The sequence below is a fragment of the Enterococcus sp. DIV1758 genome (genome assembly GCF_051711985.1).
Taxonomy (GTDB): Bacteria; Bacillota; Bacilli; order Lactobacillales; family Enterococcaceae; genus Enterococcus; species Enterococcus faecalis.
This window is the reverse complement of record NZ_JBIOOA010000001.1, coordinates 1,490,676-1,509,356: the sequence shown is the minus strand read 5'-3', so window position 1 is coordinate 1,509,356 and position 18,681 is coordinate 1,490,676. Positions and strand designations below refer to the sequence as shown.

The 18,681-nt window shown below is 39.5% G+C and carries 19 protein-coding genes; 17 read left to right on the top strand and 2 right to left on the bottom strand.

Annotation, left to right across the window (positions count from 1 at the left end; translation table 11 throughout):
- Positions 1-51: 51 nt before the first annotated feature.
- Positions 52-813 (top strand): type I 3-dehydroquinate dehydratase, encoded by a 762-nt coding sequence (aroD, locus tag IGJ52_RS07435; RefSeq protein WP_438792185.1) that lies wholly within the window; start codon positions 52-54, stop codon positions 811-813.
- Positions 810-1,325: a Cys-tRNA(Pro) deacylase gene (ybaK, locus tag IGJ52_RS07430; RefSeq protein ID WP_002382387.1), complete on the top strand. Its 516-nt coding sequence runs from the start codon at positions 810-812 to the stop codon at positions 1,323-1,325. The genes aroD and ybaK overlap by 4 nt, the downstream gene beginning before the upstream one ends.
- 129 nt (positions 1,326-1,454) lie before the next feature.
- On the opposite strand, the gene IGJ52_RS07425 is transcribed toward ybaK, so the two are convergent.
- The gene (locus tag IGJ52_RS07425; RefSeq protein ID WP_438792001.1) at positions 1,455-1,862 is read right to left on the bottom strand and encodes a ribonuclease HI family protein; all 408 of its coding nucleotides are present in this window, start codon (positions 1,860-1,862) and stop codon (positions 1,455-1,457) included.
- A gap of 100 nt (positions 1,863-1,962) precedes the next feature.
- On the opposite strand from IGJ52_RS07425, the gene IGJ52_RS07420 reads away from it, so the two are divergent.
- Complete coding sequence (locus tag IGJ52_RS07420) at positions 1,963-2,424, top strand: EbsA family protein (RefSeq protein ID WP_002366775.1); 462 nt, start codon at positions 1,963-1,965, stop codon at positions 2,422-2,424.
- Between the two features lie 104 nt (positions 2,425-2,528).
- On the opposite strand, the gene IGJ52_RS07415 is transcribed toward IGJ52_RS07420, so the two are convergent.
- Positions 2,529-2,735 carry a cold-shock protein gene (locus IGJ52_RS07415; protein WP_002357404.1) on the bottom strand — a complete coding sequence of 69 codons (207 nt, stop codon included), beginning with the start codon at positions 2,733-2,735 and terminating at the stop codon, positions 2,529-2,531.
- A gap of 178 nt (positions 2,736-2,913) precedes the next feature.
- Here IGJ52_RS07415 and IGJ52_RS07410 point away from each other — a divergent pair, with 178 nt between their 5' ends.
- From IGJ52_RS07410 to pyrE, 14 genes are all read left to right on the top strand, one after another.
- Positions 2,914-4,584 carry a formate--tetrahydrofolate ligase gene (locus tag IGJ52_RS07410; RefSeq protein WP_438792000.1) on the top strand — a complete coding sequence of 557 codons (1,671 nt, stop codon included), beginning with the start codon at positions 2,914-2,916 and terminating at the stop codon, positions 4,582-4,584.
- Positions 4,585-4,688: 104 nt separating this feature from the next.
- Complete coding sequence (locus tag IGJ52_RS07405; protein ID WP_438791999.1) at positions 4,689-5,393, top strand: CBS domain-containing protein; 705 nt, start codon at positions 4,689-4,691, stop codon at positions 5,391-5,393.
- Between the two features lie 5 nt (positions 5,394-5,398).
- Positions 5,399-5,875 (top strand): signal peptidase II, encoded by a 477-nt coding sequence (lspA, locus tag IGJ52_RS07400; protein WP_002360174.1) that lies wholly within the window; start codon positions 5,399-5,401, stop codon positions 5,873-5,875.
- Entirely contained in the window at positions 5,862-6,767 is a 906-nt protein-coding gene (locus tag IGJ52_RS07395) for an RluA family pseudouridine synthase (protein WP_002371061.1), read from the top strand. Before lspA ends, IGJ52_RS07395 begins: the two co-directional genes overlap by 14 nt.
- A 338-nt stretch (positions 6,768-7,105) precedes the next feature.
- Positions 7,106-7,645, top strand: coding sequence for a bifunctional pyr operon transcriptional regulator/uracil phosphoribosyltransferase PyrR (gene pyrR / locus IGJ52_RS07390; protein ID WP_301280621.1), 540 nt, complete (start codon positions 7,106-7,108; stop codon positions 7,643-7,645).
- A 16-nt stretch (positions 7,646-7,661) separates the two neighbouring features.
- Positions 7,662-8,942 (top strand): solute carrier family 23 protein, encoded by a 1,281-nt coding sequence (locus tag IGJ52_RS07385; RefSeq protein WP_002357410.1) that lies wholly within the window; start codon positions 7,662-7,664, stop codon positions 8,940-8,942.
- A 13-nt stretch (positions 8,943-8,955) separates the two neighbouring features.
- A complete protein-coding gene (locus IGJ52_RS07380) occupies positions 8,956-9,882 on the top strand; it encodes an aspartate carbamoyltransferase catalytic subunit (protein WP_002357411.1) in 927 nt (308 codons plus the stop codon).
- An 8-nt stretch (positions 9,883-9,890) separates the two neighbouring features.
- Entirely contained in the window at positions 9,891-11,174 is a 1,284-nt protein-coding gene (locus IGJ52_RS07375) for a dihydroorotase (protein WP_002420140.1), read from the top strand.
- Between the two features lie 2 nt (positions 11,175-11,176).
- Entirely contained in the window at positions 11,177-12,256 is a 1,080-nt protein-coding gene (locus IGJ52_RS07370; protein WP_438791998.1) for a carbamoyl phosphate synthase small subunit, read from the top strand.
- Entirely contained in the window at positions 12,256-15,438 is a 3,183-nt protein-coding gene (gene carB, locus IGJ52_RS07365) for a carbamoyl-phosphate synthase large subunit (protein WP_002379494.1), read from the top strand. The genes IGJ52_RS07370 and carB overlap by 1 nt, the downstream gene beginning before the upstream one ends.
- A gap of 107 nt (positions 15,439-15,545) precedes the next feature.
- Positions 15,546-16,337, top strand: coding sequence for a dihydroorotate dehydrogenase electron transfer subunit (locus IGJ52_RS07360; protein WP_010777669.1), 792 nt, complete (start codon positions 15,546-15,548; stop codon positions 16,335-16,337).
- Positions 16,334-17,272, top strand: a complete 939-nt coding sequence (locus IGJ52_RS07355; RefSeq protein WP_002379493.1) for a dihydroorotate dehydrogenase — start codon at positions 16,334-16,336, stop codon at positions 17,270-17,272. Before IGJ52_RS07360 ends, IGJ52_RS07355 begins: the two co-directional genes overlap by 4 nt.
- Positions 17,262-17,975, top strand: coding sequence for an orotidine-5'-phosphate decarboxylase (pyrF, locus tag IGJ52_RS07350; RefSeq protein WP_002365730.1), 714 nt, complete (start codon positions 17,262-17,264; stop codon positions 17,973-17,975). The genes IGJ52_RS07355 and pyrF overlap by 11 nt, the downstream gene beginning before the upstream one ends.
- 1 nt (position 17,976) lies before the next feature.
- A complete protein-coding gene (pyrE, locus tag IGJ52_RS07345) occupies positions 17,977-18,609 on the top strand; it encodes an orotate phosphoribosyltransferase (protein ID WP_002360179.1) in 633 nt (210 codons plus the stop codon).
- The last annotated feature ends 72 nt before the right edge of the window (positions 18,610-18,681 follow it).

The following is an 18,681-nucleotide window of genomic DNA, read 5'->3' as shown; positions in this document are numbered from 1 at the left end:
AAATGGTATGATATGAAGAGAGAAAAACAAACGAGGAAGTTAGGTGGAACTGTGAAGCCAGTTATAGTCAAAAATGTGCGAATAGGTGAAGGGAATCCCAAAATTGTGGTGCCCATTGTTGCTCCAACAGCCGAGGATATTTTGGCCGAAGCAACGGCGAGCCAAACACTAGATTGTGATTTGGTAGAATGGCGTTTAGACTATTATAAAAATGTCGCTGATTTTTCCGATGTATGTAATCTTTCACAACAAGTAATGGAACGGTTGGGGCAAAAACCGTTATTGTTAACTTTTCGTACACAAAAAGAAGGCGGCGAAATGGCTTTTTCCGAGGAAAATTATTTTGCTTTGTATCATGAATTAGTGAAAAAGGGTGCGTTGGATTTATTAGATATTGAATTATTTGCGAATCCGCTGGCGGCAGATACGTTAATTCACGAAGCTAAAAAGGCGGGGATTAAAATTGTTCTCTGTAATCACGACTTTCAGAAAACACCGTCGCAAGAGGAGATTGTCGCGCGGTTACGCCAAATGCAAATGCGTCAGGCGGATATTTGTAAAATAGCTGTGATGCCACAAGATGCGACAGATGTACTTACGTTACTTTCAGCAACCAATGAAATGTACACCCATTATGCATCCGTCCCAATCGTTACTATGTCAATGGGACAGTTAGGGATGATTAGTCGCGTAACAGGTCAACTGTTCGGGTCGGCACTAACTTTTGGCTCAGCCCAGCAAGCGTCTGCACCAGGCCAACTATCCGTACAAGTATTAAGAAATTATTTAAAGATATTCGAACAAAACAAGTGATTCAGAAGGTGAAAAAAGTGGCAAAGAAAAAAACACAACAAAAAACGAATGCGATGCGCATGGTAGAACAACATAAAGTACCATATAAAGAATATGAATTCGCTTGGAGTGAAGATCATTTAAGTGCAGAAAGTGTCGCTGAAAGTTTAGGTATTGAAAAAGGACGAATTTTTAAAACCTTGGTTACAGTAGGTAATAAAACAGGTCCAGTGGTGGCTGTCATTCCTGGTAATCAAGAATTAGATTTAAAAAAATTAGCGAAAGCTAGTGGCAACAAAAAGGTAGAAATGCTTCACTTAAAAGATTTAGAAGCAACCACAGGCTATATTCGTGGTGGCTGTTCACCAATTGGGATGAAAAAACAATTTCCCACCTATTTGGCTGAAGAAGCTCAACAATATTCTGCAATTATTGTTTCTGCAGGCAAACGTGGCATGCAAATTGAATTAGCGCCTGAAGCAATCCTTTCGCTAACCAATGGACAATTTGCGGAAATAACGACAAAAGAATAAGTGGCTATAAGAAGAAGTCGAGACAGAACCGTTTATCTGTTTTTAAACGTGGAGCAAAAATCACTAGGGATTTTTGCTCCACGTGTTTAATTATCAAATTAATAAAGGAAAAGCATTAAGTAAACAGTGCTACTTTTTACTGGGATAAAATTTTTGTAATGCTTGCCGTGCAAGCATATCTGCCGCTTTGTTTTGACTTTCAGGTAGCCATTTGATTAAGAGCAAAGGAAAATTCTTTTCTAGTTGTTGATATTCTGCTAAATAAGGCTGGTACTTTTCATTTTTAGCATAGTTTTTTTCAATTGTTTGAACAACAATTTTACTATCTGAGTGGAGAAGAACGGTTTGTTGATTGTCTTCATTGGTAATCGCTTGTTTTAAAGCTTCAATCAGCACTTTAAATTCAGCTTCGTGATTACTAACAATACCTAAAGGCACATGCAATTGTTGCCGCGATTGGTCGGTGAGGTAAACGATACCGCCGCCAGATTCACCTGGATTGCCTTTAGTTGCAGCATCTACATAAATTCTTAACATAAAATTACTCCTAATTTCTTTTTGTTCTTAAAAAAAGTATGTTACTATTATAACATATTTAAATTTAGCGGCGTTGATCCAGAAGTAGTGAGGGCACTTTATGAAAAAACAGAAATTTTATTGGCAGCCAGAATTAGCATCAACAATTATTTACTGGTCTTGCACATTTTGTATATTATTTATTAGTTTAATTTTAGCATTGGAAAATAATGGTCCTTACTTGATTAGTAATCTGGTGATGGTTCCATTTTTTGTGTTTGCTTATCTAGGAATTGCGCGGTCTTTTAACCTGACAGAAACATCTTTAATTGTTAGAGATGTTTTATGGTTTCGTAAAAAAGCACTTCCGCTTTCTCAGATAGAAAAAGTAACCTACAATGAAAAAAGCATCGAAATTTTTTCCTCAGAATTTAAGGAAGGCTCAAAAGTCTTTTTAATGAAAAAGAAAACGATTCCGTTATTTCTTGAGGCACTTAAGGTAAAAAAGCCTGAATTGAAGGTAGCAGAAGATCATTCTTTGGGCCTTCATAAAAAAGAAGAAAAAAACAAGAGTGAGTCATAAGTCGAAACGACTGGTGACCCACTCTCAAAATCTTAAAATAATCAGCTGAAACAAACGCTACGTTTACTTACTTTTTGGAGCAAAGCGTTGTTGGTTCAGCTTTTTTAGTTATCTATTTTTTTGACATGTGCTGCTTGTAGCCCACGATTGCCTTCCATTATCTCGAACTCTACAGATTGATTCTCATCAAGTGATTTGAATCCGTCACCTTCTATAGCAGTGAAGTGGACAAAAATCTCATCTTCTTCGTTGTAAACGATAAAACCATAACCTTTTCTGTTATCGAACCATTTGACAATTCCTTTTTGCATCCAATTCACGCTCCTTTTAGATTTGTAAAGACACTTTCATTATACGAGAAAAGGCTACCAAACGTCAATGGTTGGGTTGTTTAAAAAAGGTTATTCTAGCCATTCTATTCAATACAAGCTATAATTTAAAAGAAACAATGTGTCACAAAGACGATAAAGAATTGAAAAGGGGTTCGTTATGAAGACAGATATTAACATTGCACAAGCAGCAACATTAAAACCTATTCAAGAGATTGCCGAAACAATCGATCTTTCAGAAGATTCGCTAGAACTTTATGGGAAATACAAAGCGAAAATAGATTTTCCAACGCTTCAATCCTTAGAAGCGAAACCAGAAGGTAAATTAATCCTCGTTACGTCGATTAATCCAACGCCAGCAGGAGAAGGAAAGTCAACCGTGACCATTGGTTTAGGAGATGCATTAAATCAAATCAATAAAAAAACAGTTATTGCCCTAAGAGAACCATCATTAGGTCCTGTGATGGGGATTAAAGGTGGCGCAACAGGTGGCGGTTACGCACAAGTATTACCAATGGAAGAAATCAATTTGCATTTTACTGGTGATATGCATGCGATTACGACAGCCAATAATGCCTTAGCTGCGTTACTAGATAATCATTTACAGCAAGGAAATGAATTAAAGATTGATTCTCGGCGGGTGATTTGGAAACGGGCAGTGGATCTAAATGATCGTGCGCTCAGACAGGTCGTTGTTGGTTTAGGCGGTCCTTTCCAAGGTGTACCAAGAGAAGACGGTTTCGATATTACTGTGGCGAGCGAAATTATGGCGATTCTTTGTTTAGCGCAAAATTTAACGGACTTAAAAGAACGCTTAAGTCGGATTATTGTCGCCTATAATGACCAAAGAGAGCCGGTGACGGTTAAAGATTTAAACGTGGCAGGTGCCCTGACTTTATTATTAAAAGACGCCTTAAAACCTAATTTAGTTCAAACGATTGAAGGAACTCCAGCTTTTGTTCACGGTGGTCCTTTTGCCAATATCGCTCATGGATGTAACAGTATTTTAGCGACAAAAACGGCTTTGCATCTAGGGGATTATGTCGTAACAGAAGCAGGTTTTGGTGGCGACTTAGGTGGCGAAAAATTTTTAGATATTAAAGTACCTTCTTTAGGAAAAGCACCAGATGCCGTTGTGATTGTGGCAACGATTCGCGCGCTGAAAATGCATGGCGGTTTGGCGAAAGATCAGTTAGCAGAAGAAAATTTACCAGCGTTACAAAAAGGCTTTGCCAACTTAGAAAAACATATTCAAAACATGCAACGTTATGATGTACCAGTAGTTGTTGCAATTAATGAGTTTACACAGGATACAGAGAAGGAAATTCAACTGTTGAAAGAAGCCTGCCAAACGTTAGGCGTGCCCGTCGAGTTAACAAGTGTTTGGGCGCAAGGTGGCGCAGGTGGCACGAATCTAGCGAAAACAGTGGTAGCAGAGATTGAAGCCAATACAAAACAGTTTCAACCTTTATATAACCCTCGCCAAACAATTGAAGAAAAAATTCAAGCCATTGTACAAACGATTTACGGCGGGGAACAGGCGATTTTTTCTCCGAAAGCGCAAAAACAAATCGCAGATTTTACAAAAAATGGTTGGGATCAATTACCAATTTGCATGGCGAAGACACAGTATTCACTTTCTGACGATCCTCAAAAACTAGGACGGCCAGAAGGATTTACGATTACGATTCGTGAGCTAGTTCCAAAAATCGGTGCAGGGTTTATCGTGGCGTTAACGGGTGACATTTTAACGATGCCTGGCTTGCCGAAAGTTCCTGCTGCGTTAAATATGGATGTGGACGAAACGGGTCAAGCGAGCGGTCTCTTTTAAAGCCGCTCTTTCCTGAGACCTATTTTTAGTATATACTTGAAAGTAGCTCAATAAAAAATAATGACGGAAATTTATTGCGTAGTTTACTATAAGGAGCAACGACTATGGGGGAACGAGCAGATACATTTTTAGCACACTTTAATCGCATTGAAAAGTGGATGAGAGAGAGACTGAACAATCCTGTCAACATGGGATTCAGTGAAATGACAAGACGTCTTTCCCGAAAAGAAAAAGGACAGATTGCTCAATTTGAAGAGGATTTGCTTCAAATGGCTCAGTTAAGAAATGCCATCGTTCATGAGCGAATTGCTGATGATTTTGTAATTGCAGAGCCAAACGAATGGGCAGTTCAACGAATTGAAACGATTGAACAAGCTTTAACAAAACCAGAAAAAGTAGTGCCTAAATTTGCGAAACGTGTTACAGCTTTTGAAATCACCACTTCTTTAGAAACGTTATTAACGATTATTGCAAAAAAACAATATTCTCAATTTCCGATTTATGAAAAAGGTGTATTTAAAGGATTAATCACGGTTCGAGGGATTGGTGTATGGTTTGCCATTGAGAGCACCAAAGGCGAAGTTCACATTGCCAACCGAATGGTGCGAGAATTGTTGGCATCAAATTATAAACGCAGCAACTATCAATTTGTTTCAATTGAAGCAACCGTTTTTGAAGTTGAACAAATGTTTCGGGAGCAGCCACGCTTAGAAGCTGTGCTTATTAGTAAAAGTGGCCATCCTAATGGTGAGTTAGTAGGCATTGTTCGACCAAGAGATTTAGCAAGTATTCATAGAGAAAAGGAATGACGCGATTGTTAGTAGTATATTTTTTAATCAGTGCCTTATTAGTAGGGCTTGACCAATGGAGCAAATATTTGACGGTCCAAAACATTTCTTTGGGTGAAACAAAAGAATTCATTCCTGGATTTTTGTCGCTGACCCATTTAAGAAATACCGGAGCCGCTTGGAGCTTATTAGAAGGAAAGATGATATTCTTTTATGTCATCACAGTAATTGTTAGTGTCGTGATTATTTATTTATTAATTAAGAATTATAAAAAAAGTATCTGGTATTCTGTAGGTTTATCTTTTGTCTTAGCAGGTGCCATTGGAAATTTTATTGATCGTGTACGTTTAGGCTACGTGGTGGACATGCTCCAAACGGATTTTATGAATTTTCCTATTTTTAATGTTGCAGATAGTACGTTAGTGGTCGGCGTTATTTGTATATTTATTTATTTGATTTTAGATGAAAAAGCAGCAAAGGAAGGCAAAAATGGAACAAATTAACGTAACGATTCAAACAGAAAAAGGCCGGATTGATAAAGTATTAAGTGAACATTTACCCAATCATTCCCGCTCGCAAATTCAACAATGGTTAAAAGAAAAACACGTAACAGTTAATGGTGAAACGGTCCGCGCAAATTACAAAGTTACAGCAGGCGATGAAATTGTGGTAACAATTCCTGAACCAGAAGTGCTAGATATGGTAGCAGAGGATATTCCTTTGACCATTGTTTATGAAGACAATGATGTGATTGTCGTCAACAAACCTCAAGGCATGGTTGTTCATCCTTCGGCAGGGCACCCCAATGGTACATTAGTGAACGCGTTACTTCATCATGCGGATCACTTATCGGCGATAAATGATGTGGTGCGACCGGGAATTGTTCATCGAATTGATAAAGATACTTCGGGGCTATTGATGGTGGCTAAAAATGATCAAGCCCATGAATCATTAGCGAAACAGCTAAAAGAAAAAACATCGTTACGTAAATACGTTGCCTTGGTCCACGGTGTTATTCCTCACGATAAGGGAGAAATAAATGCACCTATTGGTCGTTCCAAGGTTGACCGCAAAATGCAAGCGGTCATTGAAGGCGGTAAAGAAGCAGTCACGCACTTTACTGTTTTAGAGCGTTTTGATGCATTTACCTTAGTTGAATTACAACTAGAAACAGGCCGGACACATCAAATCCGTGTTCACATGAAATATATCGGTTATCCATTAGCTGGAGATCCGTTATATGGACCGAAAAAAACATTGCCTGGCAATGGGCAATTTTTACATGCGAAGTTATTAGGCTTTACACATCCTACTACAGGTGAACAATTAGTTTTTGAAGCACCTTTACCAGAAGTTTTTGAAAAAACTTTACACCAATTAAGAAATAATCATTGATTTTTTTCTGAAGAAGAGGTAAACTCTTTTTTAAGAAGAAAAATAACTAAATAACTGTAACCTTTAAGTTTAGTCCCGTGAGGCTAAGAAGGAATCATGCAAAAGAACACTAAGTGCGCTTAGTTAGTAAGTTGTGTGGGCTACATGGTACCCTTTTACCTTTTTAAACTGTAACCAACATCCTCCTATCCTCATACGGGTAGGAGGATTTTTTGTTGGAAAAAATAACAGGACAATTTCAATAAAAACCCACTTATTTTTCAGCTGCTCAATTGAAGGAAGAATCGCTGACCCCAAGACAGCGAGGACGTAGATAAAAAAGAAATGAGGAGGAAATTATTATGCCAAAGAAAGAAGTTGTTGACGCAGTCACAATGAAACGAGCGCTTACTCGAATCTCGTATGAAATTATTGAAAGAAACAAAGGAATTCAAGACATTGTTTTAGTAGGAATTAAAACGCGTGGGATATACATTGCACAACGTCTAGCCGAACGCTTAAAACAATTAGAAGATATTGACGTGCCAGTTGGTGAATTAGATATTACTTTGTATCGTGATGATGTGAAAGATATGGAGGAACCTGAATTACATTCTTCTGACGTACCAGTCTCAATTGAAGGTAAAGAAGTTATTTTAGTGGATGATGTCTTGTACACGGGCCGGACCATTCGTGCTGCGATGGACGCTGTTATGGATTTAGGTCGTCCAAGAAAAATCTCTTTAGCAGTCTTAGTAGATCGTGGGCATCGGGAACTACCGATTCGTGCCGATTATGTAGGAAAAAATATTCCAACATCAAAAACTGAGGAAATTATTGTGGAAATGGAAGAGCGTGACGGCGCAGATCGTATTATGATCAGTAAAGGAAACGAATAAAAAGGAGTGAACAACGTTGTCAGAAAAAGAATTTCGAAATGAGGATGCAGTCTTAGATATTAAAGACAGACCGCAAGCTTTTCACTGGGTTGGCCTAAGTTTACAACATTTATTTACGATGTTTGGCGCAACGGTTTTAGTACCAATCTTAGTGGGAATTGACCCAGGGATTGCGTTAGTCAGTTCAGGATTAGGAACAATGGTCTATCTGATTACTACAAAAGGAAAAATCCCCGCCTATCTTGGCAGTAGCTTTGCTTTTATTGCAGCGATGCAGATGTTAATGAAGAGTGATGGTTATCCAGCCATTGCTCAAGGTGCTATGACAACCGGCTTGGTATACCTAATCGTTTCATTAATCATTAAAAAAATTGGTTCCGACTGGTTGGATAAAATTTTACCGCCTATCGTTGTAGGACCTGTCGTGATGGTTATCGGTTTAGGCTTGGCAGCTAATGCCGCAAATAACGCAATGTATAACAACAACGTTTATGATTTTAAATATATTGCCGTAGCCTTAATTACTTTAGGTTTAACCATTTTTTACAACATGTTTTTCAAAGGCTTCCTAGGATTAATTCCAATTCTTTTGGGAATTGTTAGTGGGTACCTAGTCGCTTTAGCTTTCGGAATTATTGATTTAACCCCTATTAAAGAAGCTGCTTGGTTTGCTTTACCGAATTTTGAAGTACCTTTTGTTCAATATGAACCGAAATTGTATTTAAATGCCATTACAACAATGGCACCAATTGCTTTTGTAACAATGACAGAACATATTGGTCATTTAATGGTCTTGAATAAATTAACCAAGCGCAACTTTTTCCAAGACCCAGGCTTATCTAAAACTTTAATGGGAGATGGCTTAGCGCAAATTGTAGCAGGTTTTGTTGGTGGACCGCCAGTTACAAGTTATGGTGAAAATATCGGCGTGTTGGCAATTACAAGAGTACACAGTGTCTTCGTGATTGGTGGAGCCGCGGTGTTCGCTGTAGCTTTAGGCTTTGTTGGAAAATTAAGTGCCTTGATTCTAAGTATCCCAGGACCAGTTATTTCAGGAATTAGTTTCGTCTTGTTCGGTGTGATTGCCGCAAGTGGTTTGAAAATCTTAATCGATAATAAGATTAATTTTGATAAGAAAAAGAATTTATTGATTGCTTCAGTAATTTTAGTCATCGGCATTGGTGGCTTAGTCTTCAAAGTAGGAACTTTTGAATTGTCTTCAATGGCATTAGCAACTGTCTTAGGAATTGTTTTGAATTTAATTTTACCGGAAAACGCACGTAGCGAAGAACAGTAGGAGGACTGGACGAATGATTATTACATCTGAACGAATTAGTTTAAAACATCTTTTAACTGCTGAGGCTTTAACCGACCGTGAAGTCATGGGGTTAATCCGTCGCGCAGGAGAATTTAAACAGGGGGCAAAATGGCACCCAGAAGAACGTCAATATTTTGCAACAAACTTGTTTTTTGAAAATAGTACTCGAACACATAAAAGTTTTGAGGTAGCTGAGAAAAAATTAGGCTTAGAAGTGATTGAGTTTGAAGCGAGTAGAAGTTCTGTTCAAAAAGGAGAAACGTTATACGACACAGTACTAACGATGTCGGCAATTGGTGTAGATGTAGCAGTCATTCGTCATGGTAAAGAAAATTATTACGATGAATTGATTCAAAGTAAAACGATTCAATGTTCTATTATTAACGGTGGGGACGGGAGTGGACAACACCCTACACAATGTTTATTGGATCTGATGACCATTTATGAAGAATTTGGTGGATTTGAAGGCTTGAAAGTGGCGATTGTGGGAGATATTACACATTCTCGCGTTGCTAAATCAAATATGCAGTTATTAAACCGTTTAGGCGCTGAAATTTATTTTTCAGGTCCAGAAGAGTGGTACGATCATCAGTTTGATGTCTATGGACAATATGTGCCGCTAGATGAAATTGTTGAAAAAGTCGATGTGATGATGTTGCTTCGCGTGCAACACGAACGTCATGATGGTAAGGAAAGTTTTTCAAAAGAAGGCTATCATTTGGAATATGGGTTAACCAACGAACGGGCAACTCGTTTACAGAAACACGCAATTATTATGCATCCAGCGCCAGTCAATCGGGATGTTGAACTGGCAGATGAATTAGTGGAAAGTCTGCAATCAAGAATCGTCGCGCAAATGAGTAACGGAGTCTTTATGCGCATGGCAATTTTAGAAGCAATTTTACATGGAAAGGCCTAGGTGGAGAAATGAAGACGTTAATTAAGAATGGAAAAATCATCAAAAAAGAGAATCAATTGATTGAGGCAGCACTTTGGCTAGAAAATGGTGTGATTCACGCAATCGGGGAATCGTTTGACGAAGCAGATTTTGAGCAAGTTTTTGATGCGAAAGGGCAACTAATCACGCCAGGCTTGGTCGATGTGCATGTTCACTTTAGAGAACCAGGCTTTACGTATAAAGAAACGATTAAAACGGGTAGTAAAGCTGCTGCTCGCGGTGGTTTTACTACGGTTTGTGCAATGCCCAATCTGAATCCAGTACCAGATACGGCTGAAAAATTAAGTGAGGTTTACGACTTAATTCAAAAAGATGCAGTCGTGAAAGTTTTACAATATGCCCCCATTACAGAAGAGCTACGGAGTGAAGTTTTAACCAATCAGAAGGCCTTAAAAGAAGCGGGCGCCTTTGCATTTACGAATGATGGTGTTGGTGTCCAAACGGCAGGAACGATGTACTTAGCCATGAAAGAAGCTGCTGCATTAAATATGGCGCTTGTTGCGCACACGGAAGATGAATCTTTATTATTTGGTGGTGTGATGCATGAAGGAGAAATTTCTAAGAAATTAGGCCTGCCAGGGATTTTAAGTGCAACGGAAGCTTCACAAATTGCTCGGGATATTACTTTAGCAAAAGAAACAGGCGTTCATTATCATGTTTGTCATGTTTCAACAGAAGAAAGCGTGCGCGTTATTCGGGATGCTAAAAAAGCAGGGATTCACGTAACAGCCGAAGTTTCGCCGCACCATTTAATTTTAGTCGATGAGGATATTCCTGGTGACGAAGGGTTTTGGAAAATGAACCCGCCATTACGTGGTTTAGCAGATCGACAAGCATTGATTGACGGCTTGTTAGATGGCACGATTGACTGTATTGCTACCGACCATGCGCCCCATGGTTTAGAAGAAAAACAACAATCATTTTTAAACGCACCTTTTGGCATTGTCGGTAGTGAAACGGCCTTCCAATTGATTTATACGAACTTTGTCGAAACAGGCATTTTCACATTAGAACAAGTAATTGATTGGATGGCAGTGAAACCGGCAGAAATTTTTGGATTAAACGCAGGAACACTAACAATTGGTGCTCCGGCAGATATTGCAGTTTTTGACTTAGCAACAGCTGCACCAATTGATGCAGAAGCATTTGAATCAATGGCTGTCAATACACCATTTACAGGGTGGACAGTCAAAGGAAAGACACTTATGACATTTGTTGACGGAGCATTAGCTTGGTCGGAGGAGGCGCAGTAGGTTTGAAAAGGTTATTGATTTTAGAAGACGGAACAGTATTTGAAGGAAAAGCGTTTGGTGCAGAAGGCAATGTAGTAGGAGAAGTTGTTTTTACTACTGGCATGACAGGTTACCAAGAAGCAATTACTGACCAAAGTTTTAATGGACAAATGATTACTTTTACGTATCCATTAGTTGGAAATTACGGGGTCAACCGAGATGATTATGAATCCATTGCACCAACCTGTAAAGGTGTCATTGTTAAAGAGCATGCGCGGGTTGCTTCAAATTGGCGTCAACAAATGACCTTGGATGAATTTTTAAAGCGCAAAGGGATTCCGGGAATTTCAGGAATTGATACGCGTGCGCTGACTCGTAAGTTACGATCAGCTGGAACAATGAAAGGGAGCATCATTGATGCCGTGGATGATTTGCCGCATGCGTTTGATCAATTAAAAGCGACGGTCATGCCGAAAAATCAAGTGGCACAAGTCTCTACCACTAAGCCTTATCCAAGTCCAGGTATTGGGCGTAATGTAGTCGTCGTTGATTTCGGGTTGAAACATAGTATTTTGCAAGAATTATCAAAACGGCAATGCAACTTAACCGTGTTGCCTTATAATACAACGGCCGAAGAGATTTTAGAATTAAGTCCCGATGGTGTCATGTTGACAAATGGGCCTGGAGATCCCAAAGATGTGCCTGAAGCTATTGAAATGATTCAAGCAATCCAAGGAAAAGTTCCAATTTTCGGCATCTGCTTAGGTCATCAGTTATTTTCATTAGCGAATGGTGCGGATACGTATAAGATGAAGTTTGGACATCGCGGTTTGAATCATCCTGTACGAGAAATTGCAACAGGACGCATTGATTTCACCTCACAAAACCACGGATATGCCGTAGATGAAGCAACAATTGATCCAGAAAAATTACTTGTGACCCATGTGGAAGTCAATGATGGAACGGTTGAAGGCGTGCGTCATCGAGATTATCCAGCTTTTACTGTGCAATATCACCCAGATGCGGCTCCAGGACCGCACGATGGTCTTCATTTATTTGACGAATTTATGGAATTAATGGATGCATGGAAGGAGCAAAACTAATGCCAAAACGAACGGACATTAAGAAAATCATGGTGATTGGTTCAGGACCAATCATTATTGGACAAGCAGCAGAATTTGACTATGCAGGCACACAAGCCTGTTTAGCGCTAAAAGAAGAAGGGTATGAAGTTGTCTTAGTAAACTCAAATCCAGCGACCATCATGACCGATAAAGAAATCGCGGATCATGTTTATATTGAACCGATTACTTTAGAATTTGTTTCAAGAATTTTGCGAAAAGAACGTCCTGATGCTCTTCTACCAACATTAGGTGGTCAAACTGGATTAAATATGGCGATGGAATTATCGGAATCAGGAATTTTAGATGAGCTAAATGTAGAATTGCTAGGAACAAAGCTCAGTGCGATTGACCAAGCGGAAGACCGTGATTTATTTAAACAATTGATGGAAGAATTAGAACAACCGATTCCAGAAAGTGAAATTGTCAATACGGTGGAACAAGCCGTGGCTTTTGCCAAACGAATTGGTTATCCAATTATCGTTCGTCCCGCATTTACCTTAGGTGGAACAGGCGGCGGCATGTGCGATACGGAAGAAGAACTCCGCCAAATTGCTGAAAATGGTCTGAAATTATCACCAGTTACACAATGTTTAATTGAAAAAAGTATTGCTGGTTTTAAAGAAATTGAATATGAAGTGATGCGTGATTCGGCTGATAATGCGATTGTGGTTTGTAACATGGAAAACTTTGATCCTGTCGGCATTCACACTGGGGATTCGATTGTTTTTGCTCCGAGTCAAACCTTATCAGATTATGAATACCAAATGTTGCGAGATGCGTCTTTGAAAATTATTCGTGCATTAAAAATTGAAGGTGGCTGTAATGTTCAATTAGCTTTGGATCCACATAGCTTTAATTATTATGTGATTGAAGTGAATCCTCGTGTTTCTCGTTCATCTGCACTTGCTAGCAAAGCCACAGGGTATCCCATTGCGAAGTTAGCTGCAAAAATTGCTGTTGGTTTAACATTAGATGAAATGAAAAATCCAGTTACTGGAACCACTTATGCCGAATTTGAACCCGCTTTGGACTATGTTGTTTCCAAAATTCCTCGCTGGCCTTTTGACAAATTTGAAAAAGGTGCTCGAGAACTAGGAACGCAAATGAAAGCAACCGGGGAAGTCATGGCAATTGGCCGCAATATTGAAGAATCCTTATTAAAAGCAGTTCGTTCTTTAGAAATTGGTGCTTATCACAACGAGTTAGAAGAACTAAGTCATGTCAGTGATTTAGAATTAACGAAGAAAATGGTCCATGCGCAAGATGATCGATTGTTCTACTTATCAGAAGCCATTCGCAGAGGATATAGCATCGAAGAATTACAAAGTTTAACGAAAATTGATTTATTCTTCTTGGATAAACTTTTACACATTATCGAAATTGAAACAGCCCTTGAAAGTCACGTGGACAACGTAGCTGTTTTGAAAGAAGCCAAACAAAATGGTTTTTCTGATCGGAAAATCGCAGCACTTTGGGGACAAACAGAACAAGCCATCGCTGACTTCCGCAGAGCCAATCAAATTGTGCCCGTCTATAAAATGGTGGATACGTGTGCTGCAGAGTTTGAATCACACACGCCTTATTTTTATAGCACGTATGAAGTGGAAAACGAAAGCAATGTTTCGAAAAAGCCTTCTGTACTAGTATTAGGTTCTGGTCCCATTCGCATTGGTCAAGGGGTCGAGTTTGATTATGCAACGGTTCATTCTGTCAAAGCAATCCAAGCGGCTGGTTATGAAGCAATTATTATGAATAGTAATCCTGAAACAGTTTCAACAGATTTCTCTGTTTCTGATAAATTATACTTTGAGCCATTAACTTTAGAAGACGTCATGAATGTGATTGATTTAGAAAATCCGATTGGCGTGATCGTCCAATTTGGTGGACAAACAGCGATTAATTTAGCTGAGCCGCTCACAAAACAAGGCGTTAAAATTCTTGGAACAACGATTGAAGATTTAGATCGTGCGGAAAATCGTGATTTATTTGAACAAGCTTTGCAAGAGTTAGCGATTCCTCAACCACCAGGAGATACGGCCACAAGTGCAGAAGAAGCAGTCGTGATTGCTGATCGTATCGGCTATCCCGTTTTAGTGCGTCCAAGTTATGTTTTAGGTGGTCGTGCAATGGAAATTGTCGAAAATCAAAAGGATTTGGAAGATTATATGCGACATGCAGTCAAAGCTTCTCCAGAACATCCTGTCTTAGTTGATAGCTATTTATTGGGACAAGAATGTGAAGTTGATGCCATTTGTGATGGTGAAACAGTACTAATTCCAGGGATTATGGAACATATTGAACGAGCTGGCGTTCATTCTGGTGATTCAATGGCGGTTTATCCACCGCAGTATCTTTCTCAAGAAATTCAAGCAACGATTGCCGATTATACAAAAAAACTGGCACTTGGTTTAAACTGTGTAGGCATGATGAATATTCAATTTGTTATTCATGAAAATCGTGTTTATGTGATTGAAGTGAATCCTCGTGCGAGTCGAACAGTTCCTTTCTTAAGTAAAATCACAGGGATTCCGATGGCCCAAGTTGCTACAAAAGCGATTCTTGGTGAGAAATTGACTGACCTAGGATATCAAGATGGATTATACCCTGAAAGTAAACAAGTTCATGTGAAAGCCCCTGTATTCTCCTTTACGAAACTACAAAAAGTAGATACGTACTTAGGGCCTGAAATGAAATCAACTGGGGAAGTTATGGGTAGTGATTATTATTTAGAAAAAGCCTTGTATAAAGCCTTTGAAGCATCTGGCTTGCATTTGCCAAGTTATGGGGCTGTACTTTTCACCATTGCTGATGAAACAAAAGAAGAGGCTTTAGAAATTGCTAAGCGTTTTTCAGCAATTGGCTATAGTTTAGTCGCAACGGAAGGAACCGCTGACTTTTTAGCGAAGCATCAGTTGCCTGTTAAGAAAGTGACGAAAATTTCTAATCCTGAAGGGGAAACCGTGCTGGATGTCATTCGTAATGGGAATGCACAAGTGGTAATCAATACCATGGATAAAAATCGTTCCAGTGCCAACCAAGATGGGTTTTCAATCCGTCGGGAAGCAGTCGAACATGGGATTCCATTGTTTACCTCACTTGATACAGCAAATGCAATTTTAAAAGTTTTAGAATCAAGAGCCTTTACGACAGAAGCCATTTAAGCATAAATCTGGAACAATCGTCTGAGGAGGACTGTTCCAGATTCTTTTGCGAAGAAATAGAAAATCATTTATAGGGGAATCAGAGAATAAAGGAGTGAAGGATACTGATGCAGAGAAAGCAAGAAATGATGACCATTGTAGCTCAAAAACAGTTAGCGCCACGGATTTATCAGTTAGACTTACAAGGTGAGTTAGTGAAAGAGATGACACGACCTGGACAGTTTGTGCATATCAAGGTTCCGCGTGCAGATTTACTTTTGCGGCGACCGATTAGCATCAACCAAATTGATCATTCGAACGAAACCTGTCGTTTGATTTATCGAGTCGAAGGCGCTGGAACGGAAGTGTTTGCCACCATGAAGGCTGGTGAACAATTAGATATTTTAGGTCCTTTAGGAAACGGCTTTGATATAACTACCGTAGCAGCTGGTCAGACTGCTTTTATCGTTGGTGGAGGAATCGGGATTCCCCCATTGTATGAATTATCAAAACAACTCAATGAAAAAGGCGTGAAAGTGATTCATTTTCTTGGTTATGCATCAAAAGAGGTTGCTTATTACCAACAAGAATTTATGGCATTAGGAGAAACACATTTTGCCACAGATGACGGCTCGTTTGGCACTCATGGCAACGTGGGCCGTTTATTGTCAGAAGCGTTAGCAAAAGGACGGATCCCTGATGCAGTTTATGCTTGTGGTGCGAATGGTATGTTAAAAGCAATTGATTCTTTATTTCCAACACATCCACACGTTTACCTTTCTTTAGAAGAACGGATGGCCTGTGGAATTGGGGCTTGCTATGCCTGCGTTTGCCATAAAAAAGGAGACACTACTGGAGCAAAAAGTGTCAAGGTCTGTGATGAAGGTCCGATTTTTAAAGCAAGTGAGGTTATCTTATAATGAAAAATCCTTTAGCTGTTTCAATTCCAGGTTTAACATTAAAAAATCCAATTATTCCCGCCAGTGGTTGCTTTGGGTTCGGGGAAGAATATGCTAACTATTATGACCTTGATCAATTAGGTTCAATTATGATTAAGGCAACAACCCCCCAAGCACGATATGGAAATCCCACACCACGTGTAGCTGAAACACCTAGTGGTATGCTAAATGCCATTGGATTGCAGAATCCAGGCTTAGACGTGGTTATGCAAGAAAAATTACCAAAATTAGAAAAATACCCTAACTTACCGATTATCGCAAATGTTGCAGGTGCTTGCGAAGAGGACTATGTGGCTGTTTGCGCAAAAATTGGGCAAGCGCCTAACGTCAAAGCAATTGAACTGAATATTTCCTGTCCCAATGTGAAACATGGCGGCATAGCTTTTGGTACAGATCCAGAGGTTGCTTTTCAATTAACACAAGCAGTCAAAAAAGTCGCCTCTGTTCCGATTTATGTTAAACTATCACCAAACGTAACGGACATTGTGCCGATCGCCCAAGCAATTGAAGCAGGGGGCGCAGACGGTTTTTCTATGATTAATACATTGCTAGGGATGCGCATTGATTTAAAAACGAGAAAACCTATTTTAGCCAATCAAACTGGTGGACTATCTGGCCCAGCCATTAAACCTGTTGCCATTCGCTTAATCCGACAAGTAGCCAGTGTTTCTCAGTTGCCAATTATTGGAATGGGTGGTGTTCAAACAGTGGATGATGTCTTGGAAATGTTCATGGCAGGTGCTAGCGCTGTCGGGGTTGGTACGGCCAACTTTACAGATCCATACATTTGTCCGAAGTTAATTGACGGATTACCTAAGCGAATGGAAGAGTTAGGTATTGAATCGTTGGAACAATTAATTAAAGAAGTGAGAGAGGGGCAGCAAAATGCACGATAGACCAATTATTGCGTTAGATTTTCCCACGCAAAAAGAAGTGGCTGTTTTTTTAGAAAAATTTCCTAAGGAAGAAGCCTTGTTTGTTAAAGTGGGGATGGAACTTTTTTACGCAGAAGGACCAGCGATTGTTCGCTGGCTTAAAGAACAAGGACATGATGTTTTCTTGGATTTAAAATTACATGATATTCCGAATACTGTGGAAAAAGCGATGACAAATTTAGCAAAATTAGGCGTTGCCATTACCAATGTCCATGCAGCAGGGGGCGTTCGAATGATGCAAGCAGCTAAGGAAGGTCTAATCAAAGGGACTCAGCCAGGCGCTAAGGTTCCTGAGTTAATTGCTGTAACCCAGTTGACTTCTACTAGTGAAGAAGAGATGCACCATGATCAATTAATCAACGTTTCTTTAGAGACAAGTGTCATTCATTATGCTAAATGTGCGGAAAAAGCGGGTCTGGATGGCGTGGTTTGTTCAGCATTAGAAGCACGTGGTATTCAAGAAGCAACCAAGCAGACGTTTATTTGTTTAACACCTGGTATTCGTCCAGCAGGAAGTGCAGTAGGTGACCAACAACGGGTCGTTACGCCGCAACATGCTCGCGAAATCGGGTCCACATATATCGTTGTTGGCCGACCTATTACCCAAGCAGAAAATCCTTATGAAGCCTATCAAGAAATCAAAAAAGACTGGAGCGGAAAGTAACATGACAAAAGTAGCAAAAAAAATTGCCAAAGATTTATTAGAGATTGAAGCGGTATTTTTAAACCCTAATGAGCCGTTTACCTGGGCTAGTGGCATAAAAAGCCCGATTTATTGTGATAACCGTATCACGATGAGTTATCCTGCTGTGCGTAAAGAAATTGCAGAAGGCTTAGCGGCAAAAATTAAAGAAACTTTCCCAGAAGTCGAAGTGATTGCTGGGACAGCTACCGCAGGGATTCCACATGCGGCATGGGTAGCCGATATTTTAGGATTACCAATGGTTTATATCCGCAGTAAAGCCAAAGATCACGGCAAAGGGAATCAAATTGAAGGCCGAATTTCTGAAGGACAAAAAATGGTAGTTATCGAGGATTTAATTTCAACAGGCGGTAGCGTGTTAGAAGCGGCAGAAGCGGCGGAACGTGAAGGAGCAACGGTTTTAGGCGTTGCGGCAATCTTCACTTATGAGTTACCCAAAGGAACGGCAAATTTTGCAGATAAACAGATGACGTTACTAACGTTAACCAATTATTCAACTTTAATTGATGCTGCATTAGAAGCAAATTATATCGAAGAAAAAGATGTTACCTTATTACAAGAATGGAAAAAAGATCCTGAAAACTGGGGCAAATAACCGTTGAACTAAAGATGGTTCTTGTCGTCTGATTTTTAGTGTCATTTTCAGTAACCAGATTTAACGGTAGGA

Bases quoted from the DNA above. Each gene is read 5' to 3' on its own strand.
- IGJ52_RS07425 (WP_438792001.1), bottom strand. From the start codon at position 1,862: ATGTTAAGAATTTATGTAGATGCTGCAACTAAAGGCAATCCAGGTGAA.
- IGJ52_RS07420 (WP_002366775.1), top strand. From the start codon at position 1,963: ATGAAAAAACAGAAATTTTATTGGCAGCCAGAATTAGCATCAACAATT.
- IGJ52_RS07415 (WP_002357404.1), bottom strand. From the start codon at position 2,735: ATGCAAAAAGGAATTGTCAAATGGTTCGATAACAGAAAAGGTTATGGT.
- IGJ52_RS07410 (WP_438792000.1), top strand. From the start codon at position 2,914: ATGAAGACAGATATTAACATTGCACAAGCAGCAACATTAAAACCTATT.
- IGJ52_RS07405 (WP_438791999.1), top strand. From the start codon at position 4,689: ATGGGGGAACGAGCAGATACATTTTTAGCACACTTTAATCGCATTGAA.
- IGJ52_RS07395 (WP_002371061.1), top strand. From the start codon at position 5,862: ATGGAACAAATTAACGTAACGATTCAAACAGAAAAAGGCCGGATTGAT.
- IGJ52_RS07380 (WP_002357411.1), top strand. From the start codon at position 8,956: ATGATTATTACATCTGAACGAATTAGTTTAAAACATCTTTTAACTGCT.
- IGJ52_RS07375 (WP_002420140.1), top strand. From the start codon at position 9,891: ATGAAGACGTTAATTAAGAATGGAAAAATCATCAAAAAAGAGAATCAA.
- carB (WP_002379494.1), top strand. From the start codon at position 12,256: ATGCCAAAACGAACGGACATTAAGAAAATCATGGTGATTGGTTCAGGA.
- IGJ52_RS07360 (WP_010777669.1), top strand. From the start codon at position 15,546: ATGCAGAGAAAGCAAGAAATGATGACCATTGTAGCTCAAAAACAGTTA.
- pyrF (WP_002365730.1), top strand. From the start codon at position 17,262: ATGCACGATAGACCAATTATTGCGTTAGATTTTCCCACGCAAAAAGAA.
- pyrE (WP_002360179.1), top strand. From the start codon at position 17,977: ATGACAAAAGTAGCAAAAAAAATTGCCAAAGATTTATTAGAGATTGAA.